The organism is Hydrogenophaga sp. (genome assembly GCF_050182545.1).
Taxonomy (GTDB): domain Bacteria; phylum Pseudomonadota; class Gammaproteobacteria; order Burkholderiales; family Burkholderiaceae_C; genus Hydrogenophaga.
Genome location: NZ_JBFXCD010000011.1, coordinates 43806 through 61396 on the forward strand (window position 1 = coordinate 43806; position 17591 = coordinate 61396).

The window sequence follows — 17591 nt, forward strand, 5'->3', positions numbered from 1 at the left end:
CATGTCTGCTCGACAGCCGCACCAATCCAGGGCGCGAAAGACAATCGATTCGCGCTGAAATATGACTTTCAGAAGACAGTCATCGCGTTGACACACATCGCCGACTTCGGCCTGATTGCGGACACCCGGGCAGGACTGGCGATGCCCTTGCAAGCGGACTTACGCCTGCATGTTCTCGATCATCACCTCACCGAAACCGGAGCAGCTCACCTGGGTGGCTCCCTGCATGAGGCGCGCAAAGTCGTAGGTGACCCTCTTGCTGGCGATCGACTTTTCCAACGCACTGACGATGAGGTCCGCCGCTTCCTTCCAGCCCATGTGGCGCAACATCATTTCGGCCGACAGGATGGCCGACCCCGGGTTCACATAGTCTTTGCCAGCGTACTTCGGCGACGTGCCATGGGTGGCCTCGAAGCAGGCCACCGTGTCCGACATGTTGGCCCCGGGAGCGATACCCACGCCCCCGACCTGCGCGGCCAGTGCATCCGACAGGTAGTCGCCGTTGAGGTTGAGCGTGGCCACCACCGAGTACTCGGCAGGGCGCAGCAGGATCTGCTGCAGGAAGGCATCGGCGATGCTGTCCTTGACGACGATGTCCTTGCCGCTCTTCGGGTTCCTGAACTGGCACCACGGACCATCGTCCACCAGCGTGGCACCGAACTCCTTGCGCGCCAAGGCATAGGCCCAGTCGCGAAAACTACCTTCGGTGTACTTCATGATGTTGCCCTTGTGCACGATGGTCACATTGGGTTTGTCGTGGTCGATCGCGTACTGAATGGCCTTTCGCATCAGACGCTCGGTGCCCTCGCGCGAGACCGGCTTGACACCGATGCCGGAAGTGTCGGGGAAGCGAATGCGCGTCACGCCCATCTCTTCGGTCAGGAAACGGATGAGCTTTCTGGCCTGATCAGATCCCGCTTCGTATTCAATGCCTGCGTAGATGTCCTCCGAATTCTCCCGAAAGATCACCATGTTGGTCTTCTCGGGCGATTTCAGTGGCGAGGGAACGCCCTGGAAATAGCGCACCGGCCGCAGGCAGACATACAGGTCGAGCGCCTGCCGCAGGGTGACGTTGAGCGAGCGAATGCCCCCGCCCACCGGCGTGGTCAGGGGCCCTTTGATCGACAGCACGTAGTCGCGCAGCGCGTCCAGGGTCTCGGCCGGCAGCCAGACCTCCTGGCCATAGACCTTGTTCGCCTTCTCGCCCGCGAACACCTCCATCCAGTGGATTTGCCGTTGACCACCATAGGCCGTGGCCACCGCCGCGTCGACGACTTTGAGCATCACGGGCGTGATGTCCACCCCGATACCGTCTCCTTCGACATAGGGCACGATGGGTTGATCGGGCACATGGAGCGAATGGTCGGTGTTGACCGTGATCTTCTCGCCTTGGGCGGGCACTTTGATGTGCTGGTACATGTAGGACAAACTCCGAGACATCGAGGGCGGGAACAAGCGGAGGAATTCTAGACTCCGCCCCATCAGAGTGCGCGCGGACAATGGCGGACAATGCAGACCACTCGAGGCCCTCTCCCGACCCCACCGCATGAAACGCCTGCACCTGTGTCTGATCAGCCTGGTCTTATTTTTCACTGGCAATGCCTGGTCTCAGGAAACGCCGCAACTTCAGTTGCCGCGGGTGACCTTGTCGATCGGCATGCGCCTGATCGACGCCCAGGTGGCCACCACGCCGCAGCAGCGAGCCATCGGCCTGATGTTCCGCCGGGAAATGGGCACGAATGAAGGCATGCTGTTCGTCTTTGAACAGTCCGCGGACCAGTGCTTCTGGATGAAGAACACGCTGCTGCCGCTCACGGCGGCGTTTGTCGCGGACGATGGCACCATCGTCAACCTCGCCGACATGCAGGCTGGAAGCCTGGACTCGCACTGCTCGGCCCGGCCCGTGCGATACGTACTGGAAATGCACCAGGGCTGGTTTGACAAACGCGGCATCAAGGCCGGAGCCAAACTGACCGGCCCCATGTTCCGGCGCTGACGCGCCTGAACATGGGGCCGCTGACCTGCAGGGAAAGAACTCAGGCCTTGACCGACGCCAGCGCGGCGTTGAACGTCTGGCTCGGCCGCATGATGGCTTCGAGCTTGCTGAAATCGGGCTTGTAGTAGCCCCCAATGTCCACCGGCTTGCCCTGAACGGCGGCCAGTTCGGCCACGATGGTCTTTTCGTTGTCGGCCAGCTGTTTGGCCAGCGGCGCGAATTTCTCAGCCAGCGCCGCGTCTTCGGTCTGCGCGGCCAGTGCCTGAGCCCAGTAGAGGGCCAGATAGAACTGACTTCCGCGGTTGTCGAGCTGACCGGTTTTCGGCGACGGGTTCTTGTTGTTGTCCAGCAGTTGGCCGGTGGCCGCGTCCAGCGTCTTGGCCAGAATCTTGGCCTGATTGTTGCCGGTCTTGATACCCAGATCTTCAAACGACACCGCCAGCGCGAGGAATTCCCCCAGGGAGTCCCAGCGCAGATGGTTTTCTTCCACGAGCTGCTGCACGTGCTTGGGTGCCGAGCCGCCAGCGCCGGTTTCGTACATGCCGCCACCGGCCATCAGCGGCACGATGGACAGCATCTTGGCGCTGGTGCCCAGTTCCATGATGGGGAACAGGTCGGTCAGGTAGTCGCGCAGGATGTTGCCGGTGGCGCTGATGGTGTCCAGACCGCGGATCACACGCTCCAGCGTGTAGCGCATGGCGCGCACCTGGCTCATGATCTGGATGTCCAGGCCGGCCGTGTTGTGCTCGTGCAGGTACATCTTGACCTTGGTGATCAGCTGCGCCTCGTGTGGGCGGTACTGGTCGAGCCAGAACACCACGGGCATGCCCGAGTTGCGCGCGCGCGTGACCGCCAGCTTCACCCAGTCGCGGATCGCGGCGTCCTTGACCTGACACATGCGCCAGATGTCGCCGGCCTCGACATCCTGGCTCATCAGCACCTCGCCGGTGGCGAGATCGGTGATGTTGGCCACGCCGTCCTCGGGCACCTCGAAGGTCTTGTCGTGCGAGCCGTACTCCTCGGCCTGCTGGGCCATCAGGCCGACGTTGGGCACGGTGCCCATGGTCTTGGGGTCGAACGCGCCATGCCACTTGCAGAAGTTGATCATCTCCTGATAGATCCGGGCGAAGGTCGATTCGGGCATCACGGCCTTCACGTCCTTCAGGCGGCCATCGGCGCCCCACATCTTGCCGCTGTTGCGGATCATGGCCGGCATCGAGGCGTCGACGATGACGTCGTTGGGCGAGTGGAAATTGGTGATGCCCTTGGCCGAATCCACCATCGCGAGTTCAGGGCGACCTTCATGGCATGCGTGCAGGTCGCGCTTGATCTCGTCCTGCTTGGACTGGGGCAGCGAGGCGATCTTGTTGTAGAGGTCGACCATGCCGTTGTTGACGTTCACACCCAGCTCGTCAAACAGCTTGCCGTGCTTCTCAAAGGCGTCCTTGTAGAAGATCTTCACGCAGTGGCCGAATACGATCGGGTGCGAGACCTTCATCATGGTTGCCTTCACGTGCAGCGAGAACATCACGCCGGTCTTGTGCGCGTCCTCGATCTCCTTCTCGTAGAAGTCCAGCAGGGCCTTCTTGCTCATGAACATGCTGTCGATGACTTCGCGGTCCAGCAGCGACACCTTGGGCTTGAGCACCAGCGTCTTGCCGCTCTTGGTGATGAGCTCCATCTTCACGTCGCGCGCGCGGTCCAGCGTCATCGACTTCTCACCGTGGTAGAAGTCGCCGTGGTGCATGTGCGAGACGTGGGAGCGAGAGGCCTGGCTCCATTCGCCCATGCTGTGCGGGTTCTTGCGTGCATACTCCTTGACCGCGCGGGGCGCGCGGCGATCAGAGTTGCCTTCGCGCAGCACAGGGTTGACGGCACTGCCGGTGCACTTGTTGTAGCGCGCGCGAATGTCCTTTTCCTCGTCCGTCTTCGGGTTCTCGGGGAAGTCGGGAATCTTGTAGCCCTTGTCCTGCAACTCCTTGATGGCCGCCTTGAGTTGTGCCACCGAGGCACTGATGTTCGGCAGCTTGATGATGTTGGCCTCGGGCTTGAGCGTCAGCTTGCCCAATGCAGCGAGGTCATCGGAGACGCGCTGCTCTTCGCTCAGGTATTCCGGGAAACCCGCCAGGATGCGCCCGGCCACGGAGATGTCGCTGGTGGCCACGTTGATGCCGGCCGGTGCCGCGAAGGTGCGGATGATGGGCAGGAACGCGCTGGTCGCCAGCAGTGGCGCTTCGTCCGTCAGGGTGTAGATGATGGTGGGTTGCGGGCTGCTCATTGCTTATCTCCAGAAATTGTTGGGGGTGTGCCGCTGCTGCGCCTGGCCCAGGCTGCCAGGTCGGGATGATCGGATCGTGCTTGATTTTGCGTTCAAAGGGGGGAACCACCGCCCATTTTATGAATACCTCTTCCGCAATACGAAAATCGACGTTGAAATCCTGTATTGCTCCCGAATGACAAACAGAAAAAAGGCCCGAAGGTCACCCTTCGAGCCTTGGTGGCCAGGACCTCTGCCCTCAGGCGAAGTTGGCTTCAGCAAACGACCAGTTCACCAGCTTGTCGAGGTAGGTCTCGACAAACTTGGGACGAAGATTGCGGTAGTCGATGTAGTAGGCGTGTTCCCACACGTCCACCGTCAGAAGGGCCTTGTCGCCCGTGGTGAGCGGGGTACCGGCGGCGCCCATGTTGACGATGTCGACCGAACCATCGGCCTTCTTCACCAGCCAGGTCCAGCCCGAACCGAAGTTGCCCACGGCCGACTTCACGAACGCTTCCTTGAACGCCGCGTAGCTGCCCCACTTGGCGGTGATGGCCGCGGCCAGCGCGCCTGAGGGTTCGCCGCCGCCATTGGGTTTCATGCAGTTCCAGAAGAACGTGTGGTTCCAGATCTGCGCGGCGTTGTTGTAGATGCCACCGCTGGACTTCTTGACGATGGACTCGAGATCCATGCTCTCGAACTCGGTGCCCTTTTGCAGGTTGTTGAGGTTGACCACATAGGCGTTGTGGTGCTTGCCATGGTGAAACTCCAGCGTTTCGCGGCTGTAGTGCGGCGCCAGGGCGTCCAGGTCATAGGGCAGTTTGGGCAGGGTGTGTTCCATGGGGTTCCTCTTGCGTTGATGTTGTGAAGATGCGCGTCGGCCCAAGGCTGCGATACCTTGGCGTCGTCGGATCGTGCATTGTAGGCAAGGCTGTCGCAGGTACTGCGATCAGGGTTTCTCTGCCGCGCTCAGTCCGGATCAACGTGCAGCCCGATGCGGCCATCGGCCAGGGTCGCCTGCAGCGCCTGTCCCGGGTGCGCCTGCGCCGCGCGGCTCACGGCACGCCCCTGCGCGTCGGTCAGGAAGGCATAGCCACGCTGCAGCACGAGTTGCGGGTCGAGCAGTTCGAGGGCTGCCTGCCCGCGCCCCAGGCGCTGCCGCTGTGCATCCATCGACCACCGCAAGGCCTGAGGCAAAGCGATGCGCAGAGTCTGCAGGCGACCGCGATGGTGCTGTGCCGCCAGCAGCATGCCGCTTTGCAGGCGATGCTGCAGCCGGGTGAGTTGCTGCAGGCTGTCGTTGAGCCTTGCCGAAGGCCGGCCTAGCCGCTGGCTCAGCCTGTCCAGCCGCTGCCCCCTCTGGTCCAAAGCGCCTTGCACCGCATCGCACAGGCGTTCGTGCAGATAGCCCAGCTCTCCCAGACGCTGCTCACGCGCAGGCGCACACAGCTCGGCGGCAGCGGTGGGCGTGGGCGCCCGCAGGTCGGCCACAAAATCGGCCAGGGTGAAGTCTGTCTCGTGGCCGACGCCGCAGATCACCGGCATCGGCGCTTGCGCGATCATTCGCACCAGCGTCGGGTCGTTGAAGGCCCACAAGTCTTCGAGAGATCCCCCGCCGCGCACCAGCAGCAGGACCTCGCCTTCGCCAGATTGCGCGTGGCGGCCGTAGGCACTGCTCAGGGCCGCACACAACTCGGCTGGGGCCTGCGCTCCCTGGACCGCAGCCGGGTGGATCACCACCGGAATGTGCGGCACACGTCGCTTCAACGCGGTGACCACGTCACGCAGTGCGGCTGCCCCCAGCGACGTCACCACGCCGATGCTGCGCGGCTGCACCGGCAGCGGTCGCTTGCGCGCCTCGTCAAAGAGGCCCTCGGCCTCCAGTTGCGCCTTGAGTTTGAGAAATTGCTCGAACAGCGCACCCTGCCCCGCTGGCTGCAAGCTCTCGACAATGAGCTGCAAGTCGCCGCGCGGACCGTACACGTCGAGCTTGCCACGCGCCTCCACGAGTTGGCCATCGCGTGGCGCAAAGTTCAGTTGCTCTGCCGAGCGACGAAACAGTGCGCAACGCACCTGGCCGCTGTCGTCCTTGAGGGAGAAATAGCAATGCCCACTGGCCGCGCGCGAGAAGCCGGAAAGCTCACCCCGAACCGCGACCGGATTGAATCGGGCGGACAGTGTATCCGCCACCGCTCGCATCAGAGGTCCAACTGCCCATACACGCCGCGCCAATGGCGCGTCCGCGCCGGCAAATGCATCAGGCACAAGCCTCTCCAGTCGAAATGTGTCCACACACCGCGTCATTGCTTGATCGCGGCGATTTCCGACCACCCTCCTCGCAAGAAAGCTGGAAGTGCCTTGATTCCAAAGCGTTTTGCAGTGCCTGTTTGTTCATCGAACAGCCCTGAACCCAGAGCAGCCGCACGTCCGGCCAGAAAGCAGGAAGGTTCTTCACAAAGTTATCCACAGAATCTGTGCATGAGTGCCGTTTTGTCGGCTGCCGAGCCAGGTGGCGACATGATGTCGGCCCCACGGGGCTTTGAAGTTGGCAGAAATGGCCTGAGACATAATCCTGCGAACGCACAATGGCCGCCCGCGTCAGGCGGCACAAGCCTGGAGCCCCGATTTGTTTTCCATCATACAAGCCGCCGGATGGCCCATCTGGCCCCTGATCGCCTGCTCCGTGCTGGGCATGGCACTGATCATCGAACGCTTCATCAGCCTCAAGTCGCGCAAGATCTTTCCTCCCAAATTGCTTGACGAAGCAATCATGGTTTCGCGCAACGGCATCCCGGGGCCCGACGTGGTCAAGCAGCTGGAGCAGAACTCCGTCCTGGGCGCTGTGCTCGCCACGGGCTTTCGCACCTACAACATCAACCCGCGCGCCAGCGAGGACGACCTGCGCGCCAGTCTGGAAGGCGCCGGGCGCGAAGCCGCCGCGAAGTTGCAGCGCTACCTGGGCGCACTGGCGACCGTGGCCTCGGCCGCGCCCCTGCTCGGGTTGCTCGGCACGGTGATCGGCATGATCGAGATCTTCGGCTCGCAGGCGTCAGAAGGTGCCGGCGTGGTGCCGGGCGTGGGCAATCCCGGCCAGTTGGCGCACGGCATTTCCATTGCCCTGTACAACACGGCGTTTGGTCTGATGATCGCGATTCCGGCGCTGATCTTCTGGCGCTATTTCCGCGCCCGGGTGGACAGCTACCTGCTCGCCATGGAGCTGGCGGCCGAGCGCTTCGCCCGCCACCTGCTCAGCCTGCGGAAGCCGACGCTATGAATTTCCGGCCCGGCGAGCGCGACGAACCCGAGATCAATCTGATCCCGTTCATCGACATCCTGCTCGTGGTGTTGATCTTCCTGATGCTCACCACCACGTACAGCAAGTTCACCGAGCTCAAAGTGAACCTGCCCGTGGCCGACGCGCAGGCGCCCAAGCAGAATCCCAACGAGGTCGTGGTAGCCGTTGGCAGCGATGGCCGCTACTCGATCAACCGGCAGGTGCTCGAAGGCGTGGGGGTCGACGCCCTTACACGCGTGCTCTCGCTGACCACGCAGGGCAACAGTGACACCATCGTCGTGATCAGCGCGGACGCCGCGGCTTCTCACCAGTCGGTCATCAACGTGATGGACGCCGCGCGCCGCGCAGGGTTGGTGCAGATCACGTTCGCCACGCAGCAGTCGGGCGCCACAGCCCGCGGCAAGCCCTGAGCCGGACAACACGCCCCGGCAACCCGCCATGAGTCGCGGCACGGGGCCTGCATGGCTGCAGGCTGCGCAGAAGCGGGGCCCGGTCAATGTCCTGCTGTGGCCCGTCTCCCTCTTGTACCGATCCCTGGTGGCCATCCGCCGACGCCTGTACGCATCCGGTGTGATGCGTGTGCACCGCCTGGACGTGCCCGTCGTCGTCGTGGGCAATGCGGTGGTGGGTGGCGCGGGCAAGACGCCCTGCACCATCGCGCTGGTGAACCACCTTGCCTCGCAAGGATGGTACCCCGGCGTGGTCTCGCGCGGACACGGGCGCCAGGCCAGCAACGCGCACCACGTGCGGGCGGATTCCAGCGCCAGCGACGTGGGCGACGAGCCCTTGCTGATCCACCGCCGCACTGGCGCGCCTGTGTGCGTGGCGGCGCGCCGGGTGGAGGCCGCCCTGGCGTTGCGCGCGCTGCATCCACAGGTGGATGTGCTGGTGTGTGACGATGGCTTGCAACACCTCGCGCTGGGTCGCGACCTGGCCATCGTGGTGTTCGACGACCGTGGCACGGGCAATGGCTGGATGCTGCCAGCGGGGCTGCTGCGCGAACCCTGGCCCCCATCGCCTGGCGCGCCCTTCCGACCCGACATGATGTTGCGACAAAGCGTGGACGGCTGCAGCGAGCGGCCGGTCGAGACAGCGGGCATGCCGGTGTTCGGTGCCACCAGACGGCTTGCGAGTGAAGCCATCGGACCCCAAGGGCAGCGCCTTCCGCTCGTTGAACTGCAGGGGCAGGCATTCATCGCCGTGGCAGGCATCGCCCGTCCCCAGGTGTTCTTCGACATGCTGCGCCAACGCGGCCTCGTGCCAGCGCGGGAAGTCGGGCTGCCGGACCACGCAGACCCGTCGGCCTATGTCGAGCTGGTCCGAAGCGCGGCCCATCCCCTGCTCTGTACAGAGAAGGATGCCGTCAAGCTCTTTGAGCTCCTGCCAACGGCCGCACCCGGCATGCCACCCATGGCCTGGGCCGTGCCACTGGAGCTGACTCCGGAGCCCGCCTTTCTCAGCGCCGTCGATGCGCATCTCGCATCCTTCAAGTCACAGCGCTGAACCTCGTCACGACTATCATCCCGCCATGGACACCAAACTGCTGGAACTGCTGGTCTGCCCGGTCACCAAAGGGCCTCTGATCTTTGACCGCGAGAAGCAGGAGCTGCTCTCGCGCAGCGCCCGGCTCGCCTACCCGGTTCGCGACGGCATTCCCATCCTGCTCGAACACGAAGCGCGCGCCCTGAGCGACGAGGAAGCGGCCCGGCCTTCTGCCCCCACGCCGCTGGCATGAGCACGCCAGACCCGGCCTCCGGCTTCACCGTCCTCATACCGGCACGGCTTGCCTCGTCCCGACTGCCCGACAAACCCCTGGCCGACATTGCCGGCATGCCCATGGTGGTGCGCGTGGCGCAACGTGCGATGCAAAGCAGCGCAAGCCAATGCGTGGTGGCGGCCGACGACACACGCATCGTCGAAGCTTGCCACGAGCATGGCGTGCGGGCGCTGCTCACCCGCACCGACCATGCCTCGGGCAGCGACCGGCTGGCCGAGGCATGCTCCCTGCTCGGTCTGCCTGATGACGCTGTGGTGGTGAACGTGCAGGGTGACGAACCGCTGATCGAACCCGCATTGATCAATGCGGTGGCGAACGAGTTGCATCGCCGCGGCGACTGCGTAATGAGCACCGCCGCCCACGCCATCGACAACGTGGCTGACTTTCTCAACCCCAACGTGGTCAAAGTGGTGCTCGACCGCGTCGGCACAGCGCTGTACTTCAGCCGCGCACCGATTGCCTGGTGGCGCGACGGCATGGATTTACTGCACGACAAATCGCGCGACATGGTGCTACCCTCGCCCCCGCCCTTGCGCCATGTGGGCATCTATGCCTACCGGGCCGGCTTCCTGAGTCGCTTCCCCACGCTCGACGTGGCGCCGCTGGAGCGCACCGAATCCCTCGAACAGCTGCGCGTTCTGTGGCATGGGCAGTGCATCGCGGTGCACCTGAGCGCCCACGCGCCGGGGCCAGGTGTCGACACGCCGCAGGACCTGCAGCGCGTGCGCGACTTGTTCACCCAAGGCTGATTTCCCTCTGCGCCAGGGCGTCGGCGGGAGCGCTGCGGCGTAAGTCAGGCCGCTGGATGCCCGTGCTATCCTCGCCCGGTCGCCCCGGTTCCCACGCCCAGGGGCTGCCGCGAGAGACACGCGGCCACGCCATTGAAACTCTGATTGAAGGATAGTGATGAGACTGATTCTGTTGGGCGCCCCGGGTGCCGGCAAAGGGACGCAAGCCACGTTCATTTGCCAGAAATACGGCATCCCGCAGATTTCCACCGGCGACATGCTGCGCGCCGCTGTGAAAGCGGGTACGCCCCTGGGCTTGCAGGCCAAATCGGTAATGGAGTCCGGTGGTCTGGTCAGTGACGATCTCATCATCAACCTGGTCAAGGAACGCATCGCACAGGCCGACTGCGCCAACGGCTTTCTGTTCGACGGCTTCCCACGCACCATCCCCCAGGCGGACGCGATGAAGTCTGCCGGCGTGAAGCTGGACTACGTGCTGGAAATCGACGTGCCCTTCGACGCCATCATCGAGCGCATGAGCGGTCGCCGCTCGCATCCGGCCTCGGGCCGCACCTATCATGTCAAGTTCAACCCGCCCAAGGTGGCCGGCAAGGACGACGTGACCGGCGAGCCGCTGATCCAGCGCGAGGACGACAAGGAGGAGACCGTGACCAAGCGGCTCGAGGTCTACAGCGCGCAAACCCGGCCTCTTGTGGACTACTACAGCAGCTGGGCGCGCAATGACGCAGCCACTGCCCCGAAGTACCGAGCCATCAGCGGCATGGGTTCGGTTGAGGACATCACCGCGCGGGCCTTTGAGGCGCTGTCGAAGTAAGACCGGGTACCACCCACGCACCCGGCCGAGCGCCGGGTTTTTTTGCGCTTGTCGCGGCTCAGGCCGGACCAGAGCGCAGGCCGTAGGTCTTGCCGTCGAGGAAGACGTACTCGGCGCGCAGGATGGCCTCACCCATTTCGCCCTTGAAGGTGAAGCCCACCACGGACAGCGCGGACCCAGCGCGAATTTCCGGCATCTGCCATTGACCGAGGCGAAACAGGGGCGCGAGCTCGATTTCCCAGCGGCGATCTCGGCGCGATGGCAACACGGCCCTGGCTAGCAGGGCCGGCCCGTCGATGGCGGCCGTCTGCGCCGGCAGGGGCCGCTGGGCGAGATCGGCCGGCAATTGCAGGTTCTCGAGCAACTCCAGCACCAGCTCGGCGTGGGGGTTGCGCCATTTCACTTCCACCGCGCGGCCTTCCAGGTAGATTGGCCGGTTCTGGTCGAAGCTGCTCCAGCCGTGATGGGCCCAAGCTGCGGGGATCCATCCCGCCAGACCGAGCCCTGCACCCGCATGGATCACGTCACGTCGTTGCATGGTCATCTCCTTCACACGTAGCCAATCCATCGGCCGCAGGTCAGCACCAGCAGCCACAGCACCGACGACAGCAGCATGAGGACGCGCGCGGTGCGATCCTGCCGCTGCAGCGAGCGGCGGGCGTGAAACCAGCCGGCATTGCACCCGGCCAGCATGATCAGCGCCATCTTGGCTGTGAATACGCGATTGGCCAGCAGTTCCCCGGCCTGGGTACCGAACATCAACAGGCCGGAGACCACCGCCATGCCGAAACCCGTCGCCACGAGCCCGAGACTGAGTCTGGCCAGCGGTTCCAGCGGCAGGGCCTTGCCCCAGCCAAACACACGCAGCTCCAGCAGTGTGAGATTGCCCAGCAACATGGCCACCCCGAACAGATGGACCACCTCCAACATTGGATAGGCCCAAGGGTGCGCGCCGAGCGCGGCGAACATGGCTTCAGCGCTCCAGCAGTTCCAGCGCAAGCGCCAGTCGGGCCTTGACAGGCGAGAGGCCGGCGGAGTGGTCAAAAACCAAACCCGGGTGGGGGACCACGCGCCCTTGCGGGCAGCGGCTGGAGAGCACCACCCGCACGCCCCGGGACCGTGCCTCGTTCACGGCCGCGGTCAATGCCTCGTGCACCGATCCGTTCCCCGTGCCCGCCACAACGATGCCGCGGAGCGGGCGCGTGGCCCCTTCGTGTCCCTGCGCAACCAGTGCGCGCACCAGATCACCTCCCGCGTCGGCATGGCTGGTCACCAGTTCCACCCGGGGCAGCTCCCGCGCGGCCAGAAAGCGCGACAGCGCCGCCTCGTCACGGGTGGCGCGGCCAGACACGGGGGTTTCAGCGCGAAAACGTCGCACGCAACCCTCCTCGACGCATGCGATCGGGCCCGCTTCTCCTGAATCGAAGGCATCGAGCCGGTACGTATGCACCTTGGCCACTTCCAGCGCCCCATGCACCTGACCCGCGCAGACAACGAACACCCCGCCCTCGCGCATCTGGCGGGCGACCGAGACCGCGTCGCTCAGGTTCTGCGGGCCGTCGGGGACCAGCGCCGAGGCGGGCCGCATGGCGCAAGTCAGCACCACGGGCTTGTTGGGTTGCAGCAAGCGCTGCAGAACGAACGCGGTTTCCTCGAGGGTGTCGGTGCCATGGGTCACAACGACCGCCGAGACCTCCGGTCGTTCCAGATGAAGCGCCAGCCGCCGAGCGAGCGCTTGCCACACGGGCAAGCCCATGTCCTTGCTGTCGATCTGCGCCACCTGCTCCACTTCAAGGGACAGCCCGGCCAGCGCGGGCACCGCTGCCACCAGGTCGCCCACCCCCACCTGGGCGGCCACGTAGCCGACGTTGTCGCCCGCCTGGGCCGCGCGTCCCGCGATCGTGCCGCCGGTGCCCATGATCACAAGTTGTCGGGCTTCGTTTGGATCCACCACTTGCCAATCCTTTGAAACTGGTTAAAAATACAGGCACTGGATGGACAAACAGGCACGCCTTCGAAGCACTTGCCGTTGCTCATCCACAAGGCGTACTCCCCGGCCCCCGTCTTCCACGAGGTCTCCATGCTCGACTTGCCCCACACCGCTCCAAAGCTGACCGCCCGGCAACAGCAGATACTGGAACTGATCCAGACCGCCATCGCACGCACCGGTGCCCCTCCCACGCGCGCGGAGATCGCCAGTGAACTGGGGTTCAAGTCGGCCAATGCCGCCGAAGAACACCTGCAGGCGCTCGCGCGCAAGGGCGTCATCGAGCTGGTCAGTGGCACATCGCGTGGCATCCGTCTGCGCAGTGAAGATCTGCAATCCATCAACGATTCGCGCGGGCGCCAGCTTACACTCCCGCTCGCCAGCCTGTCCCAGTTGGTGCTGCCCCTGATCGGACGCGTGGCGGCGGGTTCGCCCATCCTTGCGCAGGAACACGTGGACCAGACCTACCAGGTCGAACGCAGCCTGTTCCAGCGCACGCCCGACTACCTGCTCAAAGTGCGGGGCATGTCCATGCGCGACATCGGCATCATGGACGGCGATCTGCTCGCGGTGCAGGCCACCAAGGAAGCCAAGAACGGCCAGATCGTGGTGGCCCGCCTGGGCGACGACGTCACCGTCAAACGTTTCATGCGACGCCAGCACCTGATCGAATTGCATGCGGAGAACCCCGACTACAAGACCATCGTGGTCGAACCGGGTGAGCCGTTTGAAATCGAAGGCCTCGCCGTGGGCCTGATCCGCAACAGTTTCCAGCTCTGACCGAGCCAATCGTTGTCGCCTCAGCAGGTGGCGGGCGTTTGGTCTTTCGGGTGGGCATGCCGCACCCATGGACACATCCCTGCGAAGGCGCTCTTGTCTGCAATCCTGCCTGTGTTCAACCCCTTTTTCGGAGTTCACATGGGAAAACTTTTCAACACCAGCACCTGGCGCGCGCCCCTTCAACTGATCGATTGCTGGCTGCCCGCGCCTGCCCTGCGCAAGACACCCGCCGCGAATGAAAGCATGGTCGCGAAGTCGGTCGTGCAACGCTTTGCGCGCGCCGGCTGGCTCGGTCGCCAGGCTCAGGCGCAAACGTCGCGGGAGCCTCTCGCGGCGCCTGTCCCCACGAGCAGTCCCACAAGCCCGTCATGTCGCGTGCATGTGCTGCGCCAGACGGGTCGCGGGGTCGCGCGGCAGGCTGGCGTCAGGCTGGTGATTTCAGGTCGCATCAACGATGTGTGCGCGGAACTCGACCGACTGGCCGATCAGGAGCATCAACTGGCCTCGCGCGCCGCCTGATCCGCGCGGGGTCACAGCCATGACCTGGCGAGCCCGCCGCGCCCGCCCTGCGATCCGTGCGTGTGCGGGCATCGACTGCAGGCGCCCGGGTGGTGACTGCATCGCCTGAAGGCACAATAGGGCTCATGAATATCGTGATCCTTGATGACTATCAGGACGCCGTGCGCAAGCTGCGCTGTGCCGAGAAACTGGAGCCCTATCCGGCCAAGGTCTTTACAAACACGGTCAAAGGCGTGGGACAGTTGTCCGTGCGCCTGCGCGACGCCGACGTGCTGGTGCTGATCCGGGAACGCACCGTCGTGACCCGCCAACTCATTGAGAAGTTGCCCCGGCTCAAGCTGATCGCCCAGACCGGGCGCGTGGGCAGTCATCTGGACGTGGCGGCGTGCACCGAGCGTGGTATTGCGGTCGCCGAAGGCATGGGCTCGCCGGTCTCAACCGCAGAGCTCACCTGGGGTTTGATCCTCGCGGCGATGCGGCGCATCCCGCAATACGTCTCCAACCTCAAACACGGCGCGTGGCAACAGGCCGGGTTGAAGGCGGCCGCGATGCCCGCCAACTTCGGGCTCGGCATGGTGCTGAGTGGCAAAACCCTGGGGGTCTGGAGCTACGGCCGAATCGGCCAGATGGTCGCGGGCTATGGACGCGCATTCGGTATGCGGGTCATGGTCTGGGGCAGCGAAGAAAGCCGGGCCCGGGCTGCGGCCGACGGGTTCGATGTGGCGCCCAGCAAAGCCGCCTTGTTCGAATGCGCCGATGTCCTTTCCCTGCACCTGCGCCTGAGCGAACGCAGCGCTGGCTGCGTGACGCCGGAAGATCTGGCCGGCATGAAAACCACCGCACTGCTGGTGAACACCTCGCGCGCCGAACTCATTCAGCCTGAGGCCTTGATCACCGCCCTGAACCGTGGCCGACCGGGCATGGCGGCGATCGACGTGTTCGAGTCGGAACCCATTCTGCAGGGCCATGCCCTGCTGCGCCTGGAGAACTGCATCTGCACCCCCCACATCGGCTACGTTGAACAGGACAGCTACGAGATGTATTTCTCCTCGGCCTTTGACAACGTGGTCAACTTCATCAAGGGCACGCCGACCCATATCGTCAATCCCGGCGCTCTGCAGGTCCGGCGCTGAATCCGCCACAACCTGATCAACACGAAAAAACGCCGGCTCAGGCCGGCGTTTTTCATGTTGATCCTCTGACTATCACCTGCGGTCGTCGGGCTTGGATGAAGGGTCTTCGTCCGGCGGCATGAAGTCCAGCACCTCAAAATCGATCAGATTGCTTGAAGTCTCACCTGTCTGCGTCTGCGGTCGCACCGCCGGCTCTACTGGCGGCGTGGTTTCAGGCAGCGTTGCCTCGAAAGCCGAGAACTCCGACAGATCGTTCAGGTTGATGTCCAGGCCCAGGTTCGCCGAGGCCGGTGTCAGGACGTCGAACGCCATCGGCTCGGTGTTGCGGCCCGCCAGATCGGCGCCAGTGGCCGCAGCGGTCGAGCGGACCGAGACCCGACCATCGGCTTTGAGGGGTTGCATGCTGGTCTGCCGGAACTCGGAATGCGAGGCACCAGGCGAGTCGTCGCGCTGAATCAGTTCCTTCGCAATGGCGTGCAACAGCAGCAGTTCGCGGTAAGCCTCCAGATCAAACACCTCAACCTGATCGTCGTTGGCGTCGCGGAAAATCGACTCTTCGATCAAATCCAGTACCTTCGGCTGCGGCCACAGCGACTGGATGCGACTGAAGGCAGTCTCGTAGGCATCCAGCCCACGCCCGGCGTCCGCGTACTGGCTGAACGGCGGCGCGCCGGCATTGAAGACGTGATTGAATTCGTCGCGCAAGGCGTCGTAGTCTTCGCGGCGACCCAGCCGGTGGTACAGCTTGAACAGGTCCAGATAGGCCAGGGGGCTGGGCTCATGGCTTTCCGCGAGGTGACCGCGCAGAACCTGAATGGCTTGTTCTTCTTCCCCCAAGGACACGAAGAAGTCGGCTTGCTGCTGCACATCGAACAGTTCCTCGGCCGCAACCGAACGCGACACCCCAAGGGCGCTGGGGGAGAAATCCCGACGATCACCCGCCTGCAACGGGGCAGCAGGCTGCTCTGGCTGGCGTTTCGAGCGCACATCCCTGTCGAGAGGGACAGGCATGCTCTCAAGAGACGAGTCCTGATCGAGATCGAGGCTCAGGTCGACATCCATGCTGCGCGCGTTGTTGTCCAGCGGGGCAACCCCGCTCCTGGGGCCCTTGCGGGTGTCCGCGACGGCTGGAGCATCCAGAGAGCTCCGGTCGCCGGGTTCGGACGACCACCAGGCTTGTGAACCTTGCGCCAGCGGGCGGCGACGCCACAGCAGGAGCAGTGCCAGCAGCGCCAGCAGGAACAGACCTCCCAGCAGATAGACAAGCCAGTTGCGGTAGCGCTGGTCCCGGGCCTGACTCACTTGGGCATCCAGCTCGTTGATCCGTGCCTGCGCCTGGGCCTGGGCTTCGCGCAAGCGGGTGGCCTCTGCTTCCAGTTCGGCCAGCTTGCCTGCGTCGCGCAGGATGTCTTCGGGCGACGCATTGATGGCCTTCCAGAGCCGCCCTGCCGCAGCACGCGCTTCTTCCGACGTGCCGGGTTCGCTCAGCAGCGAAGGCGAAAGCCGGAGGACCGGATCGCGCTCGATGCCAGGACTCAGGTCCACCGGATCGAGCTGGAGTCGCGGGGTGGCGACGGGTGCTGGCTTCGGTGCCGGCGCGCGGCGCACCACACTGGGCGGTCTCGGCCCACTGGCTTGTGCTGATGTCGCCTCGCGATCGCGGGCTGGTCGCTCCGCTCGGGCGGACGGTCTGGCCGGTGCCATCGCGGACGTGCCAGCGGATCCACCCGCTGCGCCGGCTGCACTTGCGGCACCCGCACCGGCACGGCCAGGCGAGCCATCACCGCCAGCAGGCGCAGTTGGCGCCTGCACGGCCGGCGGCGGGGCCGCTGCGGCCCTCGAAGCGGCAGGCGAGCGGTCGGCGGGCGACGCGAGCGGCTCGTTCAGGGGATCGGCAAGCAGGACGAACCGCCGGGTGAACGCGGTGTCGCAGCCCGCGCGCACGTAGAGCGTGACGATGGGTTCATTGACCGGCAATGCGGCCTGGATACGCACTGAGGCTTCGGCATCCGGAGCGGTCTTCTGGGGCGTGCTGCGCACGACAGCGCGCGAAACCTGCGCGTCACCGTAATAGACGTCTGCATTGAGGCACTGGTTGGCCAGATCCTCACCCGGTGCGAGCAGGACCTGTACGCGGACATCGAGCGGTTGACCAATGATGGCCGCTCCACTGTGCCTCCCCAGTGTGGCCGCCGAACTGCTCAGCGCAGTTGATAGCAAAATACAGCCTGTCCATGTCTGGCGCACTTTGGATGTCCTTGGTTCTTTCGTCCAAACATTTTGT

The 17591-nt window shown here is 64.5% G+C and carries 18 protein-coding genes; 10 read left to right on the forward strand and 8 right to left on the reverse strand.

Annotated features, from left to right (window positions below):
* Nucleotides 1-159: 159 nt before the first annotated feature.
* A complete protein-coding gene (gene icd / locus AB7P10_RS13045; RefSeq protein ID WP_428294289.1) occupies nucleotides 160-1419 on the reverse strand; it encodes an NADP-dependent isocitrate dehydrogenase in 1260 nt (419 codons plus the stop codon).
* 127 nt (nucleotides 1420-1546) lie between these two features.
* Here icd and AB7P10_RS13050 point away from each other — a divergent pair, with 127 nt between their 5' ends.
* Nucleotides 1547-1996: a DUF192 domain-containing protein gene (locus AB7P10_RS13050; RefSeq protein WP_428294290.1), complete on the forward strand. Its 450-nt coding sequence runs from the start codon at nucleotides 1547-1549 to the stop codon at nucleotides 1994-1996.
* A 40-nt stretch (nucleotides 1997-2036) separates the two neighbouring features.
* On the opposite strand, the gene AB7P10_RS13055 is transcribed toward AB7P10_RS13050, so the two are convergent.
* From AB7P10_RS13055 to xseA, 3 genes are all read right to left on the reverse strand, one after another.
* The gene (locus AB7P10_RS13055) at nucleotides 2037-4274 is read right to left on the reverse strand and encodes an NADP-dependent isocitrate dehydrogenase (RefSeq protein WP_428294291.1); all 2238 of its coding nucleotides are present in this window, start codon (nucleotides 4272-4274) and stop codon (nucleotides 2037-2039) included.
* Nucleotides 4275-4512: 238 nt separating this feature from the next.
* Nucleotides 4513-5094: a superoxide dismutase gene (locus AB7P10_RS13060; protein WP_428294292.1), complete on the reverse strand. Its 582-nt coding sequence runs from the start codon at nucleotides 5092-5094 to the stop codon at nucleotides 4513-4515.
* 128 nt (nucleotides 5095-5222) lie between these two features.
* Nucleotides 5223-6518 (reverse strand): exodeoxyribonuclease VII large subunit, encoded by a 1296-nt coding sequence (gene xseA, locus AB7P10_RS13065; RefSeq protein ID WP_428294293.1) that lies wholly within the window; start codon nucleotides 6516-6518, stop codon nucleotides 5223-5225.
* 361 nt (nucleotides 6519-6879) lie between these two features.
* On the opposite strand from xseA, the gene AB7P10_RS13070 reads away from it, so the two are divergent.
* From AB7P10_RS13070 to adk, 6 genes are all read left to right on the forward strand, one after another.
* Nucleotides 6880-7527 (forward strand): MotA/TolQ/ExbB proton channel family protein, encoded by a 648-nt coding sequence (locus AB7P10_RS13070; protein WP_428294294.1) that lies wholly within the window; start codon nucleotides 6880-6882, stop codon nucleotides 7525-7527.
* The gene (locus AB7P10_RS13075; RefSeq protein WP_428294295.1) at nucleotides 7524-7958 is read left to right on the forward strand and encodes an ExbD/TolR family protein; all 435 of its coding nucleotides are present in this window, start codon (nucleotides 7524-7526) and stop codon (nucleotides 7956-7958) included. The genes AB7P10_RS13070 and AB7P10_RS13075 overlap by 4 nt, the downstream gene beginning before the upstream one ends.
* 28 nt (nucleotides 7959-7986) lie before the next feature.
* On the forward strand, nucleotides 7987-9051 hold the full coding sequence (gene lpxK / locus AB7P10_RS13080) for a tetraacyldisaccharide 4'-kinase (protein WP_428294296.1): 1065 nt from the start codon (nucleotides 7987-7989) through the stop codon (nucleotides 9049-9051).
* 25 nt (nucleotides 9052-9076) lie between these two features.
* Nucleotides 9077-9283: a Trm112 family protein gene (locus AB7P10_RS13085; RefSeq protein WP_428294297.1), complete on the forward strand. Its 207-nt coding sequence runs from the start codon at nucleotides 9077-9079 to the stop codon at nucleotides 9281-9283.
* Nucleotides 9280-10074, forward strand: a complete 795-nt coding sequence (kdsB, locus tag AB7P10_RS13090; protein ID WP_428294298.1) for a 3-deoxy-manno-octulosonate cytidylyltransferase — start codon at nucleotides 9280-9282, stop codon at nucleotides 10072-10074. The genes AB7P10_RS13085 and kdsB overlap by 4 nt, the downstream gene beginning before the upstream one ends.
* Nucleotides 10075-10231: 157 nt before the next feature.
* The gene (adk, locus tag AB7P10_RS13095) at nucleotides 10232-10888 is read left to right on the forward strand and encodes an adenylate kinase (protein ID WP_428294299.1); all 657 of its coding nucleotides are present in this window, start codon (nucleotides 10232-10234) and stop codon (nucleotides 10886-10888) included.
* 58 nt (nucleotides 10889-10946) lie between these two features.
* On the opposite strand, the gene AB7P10_RS13100 is transcribed toward adk, so the two are convergent.
* The 3 genes from AB7P10_RS13100 to AB7P10_RS13110 are packed head-to-tail and all read right to left on the reverse strand — an operon-like array spanning nucleotide 10947 to nucleotide 12839.
* Nucleotides 10947-11426 carry a DUF6152 family protein gene (locus AB7P10_RS13100; RefSeq protein ID WP_428294300.1) on the reverse strand — a complete coding sequence of 160 codons (480 nt, stop codon included), beginning with the start codon at nucleotides 11424-11426 and terminating at the stop codon, nucleotides 10947-10949.
* Nucleotides 11427-11437: 11 nt separating this feature from the next.
* The gene (locus AB7P10_RS13105) at nucleotides 11438-11857 is read right to left on the reverse strand and encodes a hypothetical protein (RefSeq protein ID WP_428294301.1); all 420 of its coding nucleotides are present in this window, start codon (nucleotides 11855-11857) and stop codon (nucleotides 11438-11440) included.
* 4 nt (nucleotides 11858-11861) lie between these two features.
* A complete protein-coding gene (locus tag AB7P10_RS13110) occupies nucleotides 11862-12839 on the reverse strand; it encodes an asparaginase (RefSeq protein WP_428294302.1) in 978 nt (325 codons plus the stop codon).
* 129 nt (nucleotides 12840-12968) lie between these two features.
* Here AB7P10_RS13110 and lexA point away from each other — a divergent pair, with 129 nt between their 5' ends.
* The 3 genes from lexA to AB7P10_RS13125 all read left to right on the forward strand — a co-directional run bounded on the left by lexA (nucleotide 12969) and on the right by AB7P10_RS13125 (nucleotide 15307).
* Entirely contained in the window at nucleotides 12969-13655 is a 687-nt protein-coding gene (gene lexA, locus AB7P10_RS13115) for a transcriptional repressor LexA (protein ID WP_428294303.1), read from the forward strand.
* Nucleotides 13656-13748: 93 nt separating this feature from the next.
* Nucleotides 13749-14174, forward strand: a complete 426-nt coding sequence (locus AB7P10_RS13120; RefSeq protein ID WP_428294304.1) for a hypothetical protein — start codon at nucleotides 13749-13751, stop codon at nucleotides 14172-14174.
* A gap of 125 nt (nucleotides 14175-14299) precedes the next feature.
* Nucleotides 14300-15307 (forward strand): D-2-hydroxyacid dehydrogenase family protein, encoded by a 1008-nt coding sequence (locus tag AB7P10_RS13125; protein WP_428294347.1) that lies wholly within the window; start codon nucleotides 14300-14302, stop codon nucleotides 15305-15307.
* 72 nt (nucleotides 15308-15379) lie between these two features.
* On the opposite strand, the gene AB7P10_RS13130 is transcribed toward AB7P10_RS13125, so the two are convergent.
* Nucleotides 15380-17554 (reverse strand): hypothetical protein, encoded by a 2175-nt coding sequence (locus tag AB7P10_RS13130; RefSeq protein ID WP_428294305.1) that lies wholly within the window; start codon nucleotides 17552-17554, stop codon nucleotides 15380-15382.
* Nucleotides 17555-17591 lie beyond the last annotated feature (37 nt).

Coding starts and splice junctions, on each gene's coding strand:
- icd (WP_428294289.1), bottom strand. CDS start 1,419: ATGTACCAGCACATCAAAGTGCCCGCCCAAGGCGAGAAGATCACGGTC.
- AB7P10_RS13050 (WP_428294290.1), top strand. CDS start 1,547: ATGAAACGCCTGCACCTGTGTCTGATCAGCCTGGTCTTATTTTTCACT.
- AB7P10_RS13055 (WP_428294291.1), bottom strand. CDS start 4,274: ATGAGCAGCCCGCAACCCACCATCATCTACACCCTGACGGACGAAGCG.
- AB7P10_RS13060 (WP_428294292.1), bottom strand. CDS start 5,094: ATGGAACACACCCTGCCCAAACTGCCCTATGACCTGGACGCCCTGGCG.
- AB7P10_RS13075 (WP_428294295.1), top strand. CDS start 7,524: ATGAATTTCCGGCCCGGCGAGCGCGACGAACCCGAGATCAATCTGATC.
- lpxK (WP_428294296.1), top strand. CDS start 7,987: ATGAGTCGCGGCACGGGGCCTGCATGGCTGCAGGCTGCGCAGAAGCGG.
- AB7P10_RS13085 (WP_428294297.1), top strand. CDS start 9,077: ATGGACACCAAACTGCTGGAACTGCTGGTCTGCCCGGTCACCAAAGGG.
- kdsB (WP_428294298.1), top strand. CDS start 9,280: ATGAGCACGCCAGACCCGGCCTCCGGCTTCACCGTCCTCATACCGGCA.
- adk (WP_428294299.1), top strand. CDS start 10,232: ATGAGACTGATTCTGTTGGGCGCCCCGGGTGCCGGCAAAGGGACGCAA.
- AB7P10_RS13100 (WP_428294300.1), bottom strand. CDS start 11,426: ATGCAACGACGTGACGTGATCCATGCGGGTGCAGGGCTCGGTCTGGCG.
- AB7P10_RS13105 (WP_428294301.1), bottom strand. CDS start 11,857: ATGTTCGCCGCGCTCGGCGCGCACCCTTGGGCCTATCCAATGTTGGAG.
- lexA (WP_428294303.1), top strand. CDS start 12,969: ATGCTCGACTTGCCCCACACCGCTCCAAAGCTGACCGCCCGGCAACAG.
- AB7P10_RS13125 (WP_428294347.1), top strand. CDS start 14,300: ATGAATATCGTGATCCTTGATGACTATCAGGACGCCGTGCGCAAGCTG.